Source organism: Acidovorax sp. GW821-FHT10E04, from assembly GCF_059415185.1.
In genome coordinates this window covers 421,328-433,221 of sequence record NZ_JBWKMT010000002.1, presented here as the reverse complement: position 1 = coordinate 433,221, position 11,894 = coordinate 421,328, and the positions used below count along the sequence as shown (strand labels likewise).

The following is an 11,894-nucleotide window of genomic DNA, read 5'->3' as shown; positions in this document are numbered from 1 at the left end:
GCTTTCAAGAAGGGTCGATTCACACGCGGGCCAGGCCGGGCGCGGCGGACAGTGAGAACGGACGGCGCGCCTGCCACGCAGCGCCCGCCAGCACCAACAGGGCCATGACCAGCAGGGCCACGATGCCGGCCATGCGCTCCACGGGGCTGGGTTCTTGGGCGGTGTCGGGGGCATCGCGCTCGGGCTGGCGCTCCAGCAGCACGCCCATGGCGGGCACGGTGGGTGCGGCGGGCGGGGCTTCTGCCTGGGCGGGTGGCGCAGGCAGGTCGGCAGCAGGCGGCACGGGCCGCGGCGCCGGCGCGGCAGGCGACTGCGGCGTGGCCACGGCCATGCCTGCGGGCGCGGATTCCGCCGCTGGCGCACCCTGCGCGGCCTGCTCCACCCAGCGGCGCACGCTGGGCAGCTCGGCCGCCAGCGGTGCGGCACGCGTCAGCTCCTGGTACATCTGCGCCAGCTGTTTTTGTGTGTCGGCATCGGCCTGCCAATAGCCCTGGCGCTGCGCCTGCACCAGGCGCTCCAGCGACTGGGCGTAGGCCTGTGGATGTTCTTTCAGCCACCCGGGCAGGCCCAGCTGGTGCTTGTCGCGCACCAGCACGTCGTAGAAACTCTGCCAATGGTCGCTGCGCACCGTGTCGGGCGCCACGGCCTGCCAGCCCCAGGCGAACTGCACGGCCTTGAGCACCTGCAGCGTGCCCGAATAGCCCTCGGCCTTCTGCGCCTTGAGCCAGCCCGGGTGCAGGTAGCGCGACTGCATCTCCAGCGCAATGGCGCGCTGCGCGGTCTCGGTGGTGGGCTCGCTCACATCCTGCAGCTGGGCCACGTGCAGCTCCAGCCCCTGCGACCGGCCGGCCACACGGGCTGCGGCCGACAGGCCGCCCAGGTACTGGAACGGGTCGTCCGAGCTGACCATGGCGTACAGGTTCGAGCTGCGCGACAGGATGGCGGCGTCGGTACGGCGCAGGTGGGCCCCCAGCGCCTTCGCGGCCGTGCCGCCCGCAACCCCCGTCACCGGTTCGCCCTCCAGATAGGGCTGGCTCATGCGTTCGAGGAACATCTGGCCCAGGCGCGCATCGTTGGTTTGCAGGCCGTCGCTCTGCACCGCGTCGGACAGGCCGGTGCCATAGTCGCCCACCGCGTTGCCGAACGAGCGCACGCGCGCCAGTTGCTCGGCCTGTGCGCGTGGCACACCCTGCTTGCGCAGCTCCTGGCCGATCTGCTCGGTATTGCGCGCAATCACATTGCCGGGCTCGGCCGTCGCGGCCTGGGCCACGGCGCGGTCGAGGAGCGCCATCAGCGCGGGGAACTGGTCGCGGTACGAGCCGGTGATGCTCATGAGCACATCGACGCGCGGGCGTTTGAGTTCTTCTGCGGCAATGGTCTCCACACGCACCGGGCGGCCCGAGTCGTCCCACACCGGGCGCATGCCCAACGCCACGAGGGCCTGCGCTTCCATGATCCCCTGGTGGCGCAGTGTTTCACCCGCCCACAGCGACAACACCATGCGCTGCGGCACCTGGCCGCCATGGCGCGCCTGGTAGTCCTTGAACCAGTCGTTGAACAGCGTCTGCGCCACGGCATAGGCCTGGCGCGTGGGCAGGCGGCTCGGGTCCAGCCCCGTGAGGTTGCGGCCCGTGGGCAGGCTCTCGGGGTTGCGGATGGGGTCGCCACCGTACGCAGCGGTGAGGAAACGGCCCTCCAGCCCCGCGAGCAGGCCGGGCATCTCGCCTTCGGTGGCCAGCAGGCGCTCCAGCTCCTGCGCGCGCTGGGCCAGCTGCAGCAGCGCGGGCGTGTCGATGGGCTTGCGCGCGGCGCGGTTGGGCACATGGTCTTCGGCGCGCACCACGTCGGAGGCACCCGCCGCACCCGGCGTTGCCGCCTGCGCTGGCAGCACGGGGCGCAGGTCCAGCACGCTGGCGGCCTGCGCGTCGGTCAGCGCCACCTCCAGCCAGCGTGCGGGGCGCGCGGCCAGCACGGCATCGTGCTTGATGAGGAAGGCTTCGTCGATGTCTTCGCCCAGTGCCTCGATCAGCGGCTTGCGCAGCGCCTGCAGGATGGTCTCGCGCCGCTGCTCGGGCGCGGGCACGCGGCCGAACACGGCCAGGCCCTTGGGCTGCGAGCTTTGCGCGAGCTGGTCCAGATAGGGGTGCAGGATTTCCAGGAAGCCGCTGAAGTCGGCCGCGATGCGCTCGGCGCTCCAGCCCAGGTCGCGGTGCAGCTGGTGCTCCACGAACTGCGCCACCAGCTGCTTTTCGAGCGCGCGGCGCGTGGGGCCTTCATCCACGGTTTCCCACTCGTGCATCACCTCGTGCATGTGGGCCATGCGCGCCTCGAAGCCTGCCGGGGCGAACACGGGCGTGCGGTGGCTTACCAGCACGGCGCGGCCCCGGCGCTTGGCCGTGAGGGCCTCGCCCAGGTTGTCCACGATGTAGGGGTAGACCACGGGCAGGTCGCCCAATGGCAGCAGCGCGTCGTCGTGCACATCGAGCGCACGCGCCTTGCCACCGGCCCATTCCTGCGTGCCGTGCGTGCCGAAGTGGATGAGCGCATCGGCCTCCAGCTGCGCCCACAGGTACACCGCCAGGTAATGGTGCGACAGCGGCGCCTTGCTCTTGTGCATGAAGGGGTTCTGGCCCAGGCGCAGGGTTTCCTCACGCGGGGGCTGGGGCAGCACGGCCAGCTGGCCCACCTGCAGGCGTGGGATGGCGAACACTTTTTCGCCCTGCCACTCGACCACGTAGCGGCTCTTTTCGGGCGGGCCCCAGTGCGCGTTCATGCGCTCGCGCACGGCCTTCGGCAGCGTGGCCAGGTGCTGCTCATAGCGCGCCAGTGGCAGCGCGGCGGCCTGGCCGTTTTGCAGCAGCGCGCGCACATCGGCGCCGGGGTAGTAAACGGCGAGCAGCGGCTTGAGCCCGTCGATCCAGCCCTGCTCGGGCACACGCTCGGTGCGGTAGCCCGCCTGGGCCAGGCCGCCCGACACCTGCTCCAGGCTGCGCGGCACGTTGAGGAACGATGCGCCGAAGTTGGTGCCGCCCGGCGGGTAGTTGTAGACCATGGCCACCAGGCGCTTGTCTGCTGCCGGTTTGGTCTGCAGCGCGATCAGCCGCCGCGCCTTGGCGGCCACGGCCTGGGCCTGGCGGTCGATGAGGCGGAAGTCCCGGCCCTCGGCGCCGTGGGCGGCGACCAGGACCGGGTCGATGGCACCCGCCGCCTCAGGCTGCGCCAGATAGAACGGCACATCGGACAGCGACAGGCCCGTGTCGTTGGCCTCCCACGCAGCGGCATCGCCCGCGCGGTAGGGCTGCGTGCCCAGCAGGGGTGCGCCCCAGCGGGCCAGCAGCGGCTGCAGCGCGGCGGCCTGTGGCACGAGCTGGTGCAGCACCAGGGCCGAGGCATGCAGGCGGCCGGGTCCAGTGCCGCTCTCGGGGGGCAGCTCCAGCACCTCGGCCAGCGTCTGCGCCGTGACCTGCTGGCCAAAGGCCGCATAGGCGAACAGGCCCTGCTGGCGGAAGGTGCGCAGCCAGGCATCGAGCCATTCGGTGCTGCCATCGACAAAATGGTGGCGGTGCACCAGCACGGCCACCGACGGCAGGCCGCGCAGCGCGGGCTGGCCCTGGCGCCATGCCTCCAGCGCCACGGCGTTGGGCAGCAGCCGGGGCGCGTCGGGGTGGTAGATGCCCCGGGTGGGCAGGATGTCGGGCGCGGACAAAACGGGCATGGCCACACCCGCCACGGTGGCACGCGCCAGGGCGATGGCGCTCTTCAGGTTGCGCGGGCCACCGGCCTGCAGGTAGGCCACCATGCGGCCGGACGCATCGAGCGCGGTCAGGTCGGCGGCGGGGGCGCCCGCAGGCACCCACACCACGCGGCCGGGGGAACGTGTGGCACGGCCATCGAGCTGCGCCCCCGCCATGCGGCGCAGGCGTGCCTCCACGCTGGCGTGCGGCGCATCCACCCACACCAGCGCAGCGCCCGCCAGCGCGCGCTCCAGCGTCCGGGCCTGTGCTGCGTCGAGCACCGCCGGCCCCGCGAGCGGGTAGTCGATGTGCGCAAAGCCCAGGCCTGCCTCGGTGGCCAGGCGCTGCACCATGGCCGTGCGCGTGGCCGTGGTGATGTCGGAGGTGAGCCACAGCAGCACGGGTGCGGCCTTGTTGGCGCCCGCTGCGCCCTGGGCCTTGTCCGCCTGCACGGCATGCACCAGCGGCGCAGCCAGCAGCAGGCACCAGAGTGCCGCGCGCAGGATCAGCGCCTTCATGGCTTGGCGGGTGCCGGCGTGGCGGAACCACCCGCGCCACCGGCCGAAGCGCCGGCAGGAGCAGCGCCCGTTTCAGGGATGTAGACGATGTTGCCGTCTTCGAGCTTGTAGGCCACGCCCGCGCGCACGCCCTGCCCTTGCGCCGCGCTGCCCGCGCCCTTGAAGCGCACTTCCTTGCCCTGCTCGCGCACCACCACTTCCATGTCGGGCTGGCCGGGGTTGCGGATGATGGTGACGCTCTCGTTGGCGCTGGTCTGGGTCTGCACGGCCACGGCCGTGAGCAGCGCCACCACGAGCACCAGGAACACGTCCACCAGGTTCACGGCCGACAGCATCGGGTCGTCGTCGTCCTCGGCCAGCACATTCAGGTGCTTCAAGGTCATTGCGCCACCCCGCGCTCCTTGCGCACCACCAGCAGTTCGGCCAGCAGCCAGCGGCGGCGCACCGAATACACCACCAGGCCCACCGACGCGGCGGCCAGCGCCAGCACCACACCGGCAAAGGCGCCGCTGAACACCGCCAGCGCCTGCTGGCCGTTGCCCGCCGCCACGCTTTGCAGCGCAGGGCCGAGCGGGATCATCGTGGCGATCAGCCCCAGCATGGGCGACAGGCGGCTGAGCAGGCGCACGGGCTCCACCTGGCGCACCAGCTGCAGCTCCAGCTCTTCCATCGACAAGCCAGGGGCCACCCGCAGCGAGCGGTACTGCGGCTGGCGCCAGCGTTGCCAGGCTTCCATCAGCGTGGCGCCGCCCGACCACAGCGCGTAGACAAACGCCAGCCCCACCAGCACCAGCACCGGCCACAGCAGCGACTGCGCGACCTGCGAAAAGCCCGATTCGATGTTCATGCTTGCACTTCCTTCATTCCTTGGTTGTTGTTCTTGCGTTGCAGGGAGGGCAGCGCCATCCACATGCCATCCAGATGCCGCACATGGATGCGGTGGTCAAACACGCTCTCCAGCGCGGCGTGGGTATCGGGCGCATCGCAGGCGCCCTGGTGCAGCACGCGGCCCTCCGCCATCACCACCATGTCGTCGGCCTGCAGCGCGAGCGACACCTCGTGCAGCACGCTGACCACCGTGCCGCCCGCGTCCACCAGCGCGCGCATGGTGTGCAGCCAGTCGGTCTGGTGGGGCGGGTCGAGGTTGGCCAGGGGCTCATCCATCAGCAGCACCTGCGCCTGCACGGCCAGGGCGCGGGCCAGCAGCACGCGCTGGCGCTCGCCGCCCGACAGCTGCGCCAGCGGGCGGTGGCGCCAGTCCCAGGCCTGCGTGGTGCGCAGCGCCTGCTCGACCGCTGCGTGGTCGGCCGCACCCGGCGGCGCCAGCCAGGCCTGGTGCGGCAGGCGGCCCAACATGGCCACGTCGTAGCTCGTGAGGTCGTCGGCCGAGCCTTCGTTCTGCCCCAGCCAGGCGAGCTGCCGGGCACGTTCGCGTGCGGGGATCTGCGCGAGTGGGCGGCCCAGCAGCAATACTTCGCCCTGCACCGCAGCGCGCGGCAACAGTCCCGCCAGCACCTTGAGCAGGGTGGACTTGCCCGCGCCGTTGGGGCCGACGATGCTGGTCCAGCGCCCGGCAGGCAGTTGCAGGTCAATGCCCTGCAATATCAAACGATTTCCGATGCTGGCGCTTATTTTGCAAGCACTGATAGCTACTGAATTCATAGCTAACCACCTTGCGACGTCCGCCGGTGCATGAGCCACAGCAGGTAGGTTCCACCCAGCGCCGCCGTGAGCACGCCCACGGGCAGTTCCTGCGGTGCCAGCAGCCAGCGCGCCAGGATGTCGGCCGCCAGCAGCAGCACCGCACCCATCAGGCTTGCGAGCACGATGTGCCGCTCGTGCGTCACGCGCACGATGGAGCGCACCAGGTGTGGCGCGGCCAGCCCCACAAACGCGATGAGCCCCGTTTGCGCCACGGCCGTGCCCGTGGCCAGCGCCATGGCGGCCACCAGCCCGACGCGCATGGGCATGAGCGGCAGGCCCAGGCTGGCCGCCGTGGCCTCGCCCAGCGTGAGGCCGTCGAGCGCGCGCGCCAGCATCCAGGCGACCACCGAGCACAGCCCCCAGGCCACGGCCATGAGCACGCAGGCCATCCAGCCCACAAAGGCGGTGCTGCCCAGCGTGAACGCCTGCATGGCCTGCAGGATGTCGGGCGAGGCCAGCTCCACCAGGTCGCGCAGCGCGCCCAGCACCACGCCCACGATCACCCCCGCCAGCAGCAGGCGCAGCGTGTGCTGCACGCCTTTGGCCAACAGCAGCGTGAGCACCACCGCCCCCGCCGCGCCCAGGAAAGCCATGCCCGTGATGCCGATGCGGGCCATCCACTGCGCCGCCACCGGCGACACACCGAACAGCGCCATCGCCACCGCCCCGCCCAGCGCGGCGCCCGAGGCGCTGCCCAGCAGGTACGGGTCGGCCAATGGGTTGCGAAACAGCCCCTGCGCCACAGCACCCGACAGGCCCAGCAGCGCACCCGCCAGCCACGCGCCCAGCGTGCGCGGCAGGCGGATGTCCCACACGATCTGCCAGGCGACGGGGTCGCCGCGCATGCGCAGCACGCTGTCAAAACCCGTGCTGCCCACGCTGGCGCCACACACGGCCAGCACAACACTGGCCAGCAGCAGCCAGGCGGCACACCATGCCGCGCGGCGGCTGGCGGAACCTGTTGGCAAATCCATGGCAAGGCTGGTCATGGAGCTTTCTCCACCAGACAGCGGGCCATGATGCGCGCGGCCTCGGCCATGCGCGGGCCAGGTCGCACCACCACATCCGAATCACCGGGGCCAAACACGCACAGCCGGTTGTCGCGGATGGCGCGCATGCCGGCCCAGCCGGGGTACGGCACCATGGCCTGCATGCTGCGGTTGCCGATCATGATGATGTCGGGGTTGGCGCGCACCACAAATTCGGGGTTCAGGCGCGGGAACGGACCGAGCGACGCGGGCACCACGTTGCGCACCCCCAGCCGGGTGAGCGATTCGCCGATGAACGACGCCTCGCCCGCCGCATAGGGCCCCCGGCTCACCTCGAAGTACACGCGCGCATTTTTCGCCTTGGGTGGCAGGGACTGCGCCGCCGCCAGCACGCCCGCATCGATCACGCGCCAGAGACGGTCGGAGCCTTGCGCGCGGGGCACGCCCAGCAGGTCGCTCACGGTGCCCAGCACGCGGCGCACGTCGGCATGGGTCTTGGGCTCCAGCTGCACGACGGTGAGACCCAGCGCCTCCAGCCGGTCGCTGGCGCGCGAGCTGACGGACATGAGCACCAGGTCCGGCTTGAGCGCGACGATGGCCTCGATGCTGGGATCTATGCCGCCTCCCATCTTGGGCAGCTTGCCGACCACGGCCTCGGGCCAGTTGGAATAGCGGTCCACCCCCACGAGCCGGTGGCATTGCTCCAGCTCGCACACGCTTTCGGTCAGCGAGGGCAGCAGGCTCACGATGCGCTCGGGCGGGCGGGGCAACGCGATCTTGCGGCCCTTGTCGTCGGTGATCTGCACAGGCTGCGCCCGCGCCAGCCCGGCCATGAGCAGGCCCAGCAGCAACAGGATGGCGATCACCCACAGGATGCGGCGCACGGGGGTTGGTTTCATAGTTTCATTTCAAGGTCAATGGCAGCCCGGCGGCCATCAGCGTGACGCGGGGGCACACCTGGGCCACCTGCTGGTTCAGCGTGCCCAGCGCATCCACGAAGGCGCGCACCTCGCGCCCCATCGGGATGACCCCCAGGCCAATTTCGTTGCCCACCAGAACAACGGGGCCGGGGGATTTCCGAACCGCTATCAAAAACATAGCTGCTTGCGCTTGCCAATCCAGAGCCAGAGCCTGTTTTTGCTTCAAATCCATGTCTTCGCAGCCCATGGGCATGGTCCAGTGGGTGAGCCACAGCGTGAGGCAGTCCACCACCACCAGGGTCTGCGGCGTGCTGTGCAACACCACGGCAGCGGCCACATCGTGCGGCTCTTCCACGGTCCGCAGACCCGGCACGCGCTCGGCGCGGTCCCGCTGGTGGCGGGCGATGCGCTCGCGCATCTCGTCGTCCCAGGCTTGCCCCGTGGCGATGAGCACGGCGCGGTGGTCGCTGGACTGCGCCAGCCAGTCGCGCGCCAGCAACTCGGCGCGGCGGGACTTGCCGCTTTTCTGGCCACCCAGGATGAGTTCGCTGGTGATGGGGTGCGGGGTGGGAGTCATGCCGAGACGCCTCCCAGCAGATGCGCCACGGCCTCGGGGCTGGACGGAAACCACGCATGGAAGTAGCTGGCGTGGAGGCTGCCCTGCTGGTACAGCGCCTCGCCCGCATCCGGCGCAACCGCTTCATGGGGGCGGGCCGTGCGGGCCACCACGGGGGCGCTGCTGTCGCTGGTCGAGTAGTGGAAGGTGTGGCCGCGCAGGGTGTGCCCCGCCACCGCCAGTTGCTGCGGCCCGAGCGCCGCCAGGCGTTTTTGCATGGTCACGCGGCCGGGCAGCAGACTCCACAGCGGGGCCGTGCTGCCGTCGGCCAGCGTGATGGATTCAAACAGCGTCATCATGCCGCCGCACTCGGCCCACAGGGGTTTGCCTGCGGCCCCATGGGCGCGCAGGCTGGCCTGCATGCCGGTGTTGGCGGCGATCTGCGCTGTGTGCAGCTCGGGGTAGCCGCCGGGCAGCCACACGGCATCGCAGTCGGGCAGCGCGGCATCGTGCAGGGGCGAGAAGAACACCACACGCGCGCCCATCTTTTCAAGGCACTGCACATTGGCGGCGTAGATGAAGCAGAACGCCGCGTCGCGCCCCACGGCCACGGTGCGGCCCGCCAGCAGCGGCGGCACCGTGTCTGCCACTGCGGGAGCCGGAAACTCCACGGCCCAGCGCTGCAGGTCCTCCAGCGTCATCTGGCCCAGGGGCGTGGCCGCCAGGGCATCGGCGGCGGCGTCCAGACGCTGCAGACTGTCGGGCAGCTCATGCGCCGCGACCAGACCCAGGTGGCGTTCGGGCAGCAGCGCCGCACCGGCCTTGCCCGCAGCGGGCGCAGTGCCAGACTGCACCCGCATCAGCGCTCCCATCCAGTCGTCGGCGTCGTGCAAGCCACCCTGCAGCATGTCGGCATGGCGGGCACTGCCCACGCGGTTGGCCAGCACACCGGCCCAGGGCAGACCCGGCCGGTAGTGGCGCAAGCCGTAGGCCAGCGCGCCAAAGGTGCCCGCCATGGCCGAGGCATCGACCACGGCCAGCACGGGCACACCAAAGTGCCGGGCCAGGTCGGCCGCGCTGGGCGTGCCGTCAAACAGGCCCATCACGCCTTCGATCAGGACCAGGTCCGACGCGCGCGCCGCGTCATGCAGGCGCTGCGCGCAGTCCGCCTCGCCATTCATCCACAGGTCGAGCTGGTGCACCGGCGCTCCGCTGGCCAGCTGGTGCCAGTGCGGGTCCAGAAAATCCGGCCCGCACTTGAACACCCGCACCCGCCGCCCCTGGCGCGCATGCAGGCGCGCCAGGGCGGCGGTGACGGTGGTCTTGCCCTGCCCGGAGGCCGGGGCGGCGATCAGCAGCGCGGGGCACCTGGTCATTTCAGCAACCCTGTGGGACACATTCCCGGCATGCCGATGAAACTGGCACGCACGAAGCCAGTGCCACCGTGGAACCGGCTCCACCAGGCCCCGGGTGGCATCCCCCCGTGGGGGGAAGGCGCGCAGCGCCTCAGGGGGTGCTTCACTGCGGGGCCCACTTCACGCCGACGTAGGCGGTGCGGCCCGCGGTGGCGTAGGTGCGGGCCAGCTCATAGTGCTTGTCGGCCAGGTTGTCCACGCGCGCCACCAGGGTGAAATCGCGAGCAACCCGCGTGCTGGCATACAGGCTGACCAGCGTGTAGCCGCCCAGCACCGTGGTGTTGGCGGCGTTGTCGAAGCGGCGGCCAGAGGCCTGCACCTCGGCGCCCACCGTCCAGCCAGCGAGTTGCGTGTCGGCTCCCAGTGTGCCGTGGCGCTTGGAGCGGCGGGCCAGCAGCTTGCCCGTGGCCAGGTCGCGCGGGTTCTGCAGATCGAGCGAGCCGCGCAGTTGCACGCCGCCGAGGCGGTACGAACCCGCCAGCGTCACTCCCTTGTACTCGGCCCGCGCGGTGTTCACGTAGCAGCCGAAATCCGACGGACAAGGCCCTGCGGCCCCGAACGTGATCAGATCCTGCACCCGGTTGCGGTAGGCGGTGGCGGAGAAGCTGCTGCCGCCCTCGGCCCAGCGCAGGCCCACCTCGACATTGCGGCTGCTCTCGGGATTGAGCGACCCCGTGCCGTACTCGCTGAAGCGGTGGTACAGCGTGGGGGCCCGGAAGGCCGTGCCCACCGATGCCGTCGCGCGCCACTGGGGCGCAAAGGCGTAGCCGTAGGCCAGGCTGCCCGTGCCCTTGCCGCCGAACTCGCTGTCCGCGTCGTGCCGCACATTGGCCTGCACCGTGTGGCCGCCCGCGCTGTAGCCATAGCCCAGCGCAACGGCGTCCTGCGAGCGCTTGCGGTCGATGGGCTTGTTTTCCAGGTTGTCTTCGCGGCGCTCCAGCGCGGCGGTCAGCAGGTGCGCACCCTCGCGCCATTCATTCTGGAACAGGTAGCCGCGCAGGTGGGTATCGCTCAGGTACACCGAGGGCTTGGTTTCGTACCTGTCGCGCGAATCGGTCAGCTGCAGGCGCGTCTTGTACTGCGGGGTCCATTGCGCCTGCCAGTTCAGGCCCAGGGCATGCAGCCTGTGCTTGTTGCGGTCATCCTTGCCCAGGCCGCTGTCGTAGCCGCTGTCGAGGTCGTTGACCAGCAGCGTGCCTTCCAGCCGGTGCATGGCGTTGACCTGCAGGCCCACCCGCGCGTTGGCAGAGGTGCTTTCATACCCGTCGCGGTCGGGGTTCTGCGTGGCGACGGTGCGCGCGTTGAAGCCCTTGCTTTCCTCGCGTGCAATGCCCAGCGCGTAGTCGATCGTGCCGCTGGCACCGCTCACACCGGCTTCGATCTTGCGCGTGCCGTGGCTGCCGAACCCCGCGCCCACATAGGGCGCGGTGCCGTTTTCGCCGCGCTTGGTGAAGATCTGCACCACCCCACCCATGGCGTCGGAGCCATAGACCGCGCCCGCCGGGCCGCGCAGCACTTCGATGCGGTCGATCTGCGCCAGCGGGATCGACTCCCATGCCGCGCCGCCGGTGGATTGGGAATCGATGCGCACGCCGTCGATGTACACGGCCGTGAAGCGCGACTCAGCGCCGCGCAGGAACACGCCCGTGGTCGTGCCGGGGCCGCCGTTGCGCGAGAACTCGATGCCGGGGACACGGGCGAGCACGTCGGCCAGGCCGGTGGCGCCACTGGTTTCGATGGTCTCGCGATCCAGGACGGTCACATCGGCCACCAGGTCGGACAAGGGCTGGGGCGTGCGCGTGGCGGTCACCACGGTTTCGGTCAGCGAGGGCGCGCGCAGGTTCTGCGCCAGCAGCACGGGGCCGCCGGCATCGGCCTGCTGGGCCTGCACGGAGCAGGCGCCCACAACGGCCAGCGCCACCAGCGCGGGACGCAGGCACAGCGGCGCAGCAAGGCGCGCACGAGAGGTACGGATTTTCATGGGGAACATCGTCAACAAACAAAACCCGCGCCGGCCTCCCCGCCAGCAAATGGGTGATACGGCTGCGCGCACCCTGA

9 protein-coding genes are annotated in these 11,894 nt (G+C 70.8%); all 9 read right to left on the bottom strand.

Annotated features, from left to right (window positions below):
- Nucleotides 1–19: 19 nt before the first annotated feature.
- The 9 genes from cobN to AC07OC_RS06925 all read right to left on the bottom strand — a co-directional run bounded on the left by cobN (nucleotide 20) and on the right by AC07OC_RS06925 (nucleotide 11,817).
- Entirely contained in the window at nucleotides 20–4,252 is a 4,233-nt protein-coding gene (gene cobN, locus AC07OC_RS06965) for a cobaltochelatase subunit CobN (RefSeq protein WP_494600648.1), read from the bottom strand.
- The gene (locus AC07OC_RS06960) at nucleotides 4,249–4,635 is read right to left on the bottom strand and encodes a DUF2149 domain-containing protein (RefSeq protein ID WP_494600646.1); all 387 of its coding nucleotides are present in this window, start codon (nucleotides 4,633–4,635) and stop codon (nucleotides 4,249–4,251) included. The genes cobN and AC07OC_RS06960 overlap by 4 nt, the downstream gene beginning before the upstream one ends.
- The gene (locus AC07OC_RS06955; protein WP_008906167.1) at nucleotides 4,632–5,099 is read right to left on the bottom strand and encodes a hypothetical protein; all 468 of its coding nucleotides are present in this window, start codon (nucleotides 5,097–5,099) and stop codon (nucleotides 4,632–4,634) included. Before AC07OC_RS06955 ends, AC07OC_RS06960 begins: the two co-directional genes overlap by 4 nt.
- On the bottom strand, nucleotides 5,096–5,914 hold the full coding sequence (locus tag AC07OC_RS06950) for an ABC transporter ATP-binding protein (protein ID WP_218340808.1): 819 nt from the start codon (nucleotides 5,912–5,914) through the stop codon (nucleotides 5,096–5,098). Before AC07OC_RS06950 ends, AC07OC_RS06955 begins: the two co-directional genes overlap by 4 nt.
- A gap of 2 nt (nucleotides 5,915–5,916) precedes the next feature.
- Nucleotides 5,917–6,945, bottom strand: a complete 1,029-nt coding sequence (locus AC07OC_RS06945) for a FecCD family ABC transporter permease (protein WP_218340807.1) — start codon at nucleotides 6,943–6,945, stop codon at nucleotides 5,917–5,919.
- Entirely contained in the window at nucleotides 6,942–7,844 is a 903-nt protein-coding gene (locus tag AC07OC_RS06940) for an ABC transporter substrate-binding protein (RefSeq protein WP_218340806.1), read from the bottom strand. The genes AC07OC_RS06945 and AC07OC_RS06940 overlap by 4 nt, the downstream gene beginning before the upstream one ends.
- 4 nt (nucleotides 7,845–7,848) lie before the next feature.
- Nucleotides 7,849–8,442 (bottom strand): bifunctional adenosylcobinamide kinase/adenosylcobinamide-phosphate guanylyltransferase, encoded by a 594-nt coding sequence (locus tag AC07OC_RS06935; protein ID WP_218340805.1) that lies wholly within the window; start codon nucleotides 8,440–8,442, stop codon nucleotides 7,849–7,851.
- Nucleotides 8,439–9,797 carry a cobyrinic acid a,c-diamide synthase CobB gene (locus tag AC07OC_RS06930; protein ID WP_218340804.1) on the bottom strand — a complete coding sequence of 453 codons (1,359 nt, stop codon included), beginning with the start codon at nucleotides 9,795–9,797 and terminating at the stop codon, nucleotides 8,439–8,441. The genes AC07OC_RS06935 and AC07OC_RS06930 overlap by 4 nt, the downstream gene beginning before the upstream one ends.
- A 142-nt stretch (nucleotides 9,798–9,939) precedes the next feature.
- Nucleotides 9,940–11,817 (bottom strand): TonB-dependent receptor domain-containing protein, encoded by a 1,878-nt coding sequence (locus AC07OC_RS06925; protein ID WP_218340803.1) that lies wholly within the window; start codon nucleotides 11,815–11,817, stop codon nucleotides 9,940–9,942.
- Nucleotides 11,818–11,894: the final 77 nt, after the last annotated feature.

What these genes read in the sequence shown, in the direction of transcription:
- cobN (WP_494600648.1), bottom strand. Translation starts at nt 4,252, where the DNA reads ATGAAGGCGCTGATCCTGCGCGCGGCACTCTGGTGCCTGCTGCTGGCT.
- AC07OC_RS06960 (WP_494600646.1), bottom strand. Translation starts at nt 4,635, where the DNA reads ATGACCTTGAAGCACCTGAATGTGCTGGCCGAGGACGACGACGACCCG.
- AC07OC_RS06955 (WP_008906167.1), bottom strand. Translation starts at nt 5,099, where the DNA reads ATGAACATCGAATCGGGCTTTTCGCAGGTCGCGCAGTCGCTGCTGTGG.
- AC07OC_RS06950 (WP_218340808.1), bottom strand. Translation starts at nt 5,914, where the DNA reads ATGAATTCAGTAGCTATCAGTGCTTGCAAAATAAGCGCCAGCATCGGA.
- AC07OC_RS06945 (WP_218340807.1), bottom strand. Translation starts at nt 6,945, where the DNA reads ATGACCAGCCTTGCCATGGATTTGCCAACAGGTTCCGCCAGCCGCCGC.
- AC07OC_RS06940 (WP_218340806.1), bottom strand. Translation starts at nt 7,844, where the DNA reads ATGAAACCAACCCCCGTGCGCCGCATCCTGTGGGTGATCGCCATCCTG.
- AC07OC_RS06935 (WP_218340805.1), bottom strand. Translation starts at nt 8,442, where the DNA reads ATGACTCCCACCCCGCACCCCATCACCAGCGAACTCATCCTGGGTGGC.
- AC07OC_RS06930 (WP_218340804.1), bottom strand. Translation starts at nt 9,797, where the DNA reads ATGACCAGGTGCCCCGCGCTGCTGATCGCCGCCCCGGCCTCCGGGCAG.
- AC07OC_RS06925 (WP_218340803.1), bottom strand. Translation starts at nt 11,817, where the DNA reads ATGAAAATCCGTACCTCTCGTGCGCGCCTTGCTGCGCCGCTGTGCCTG.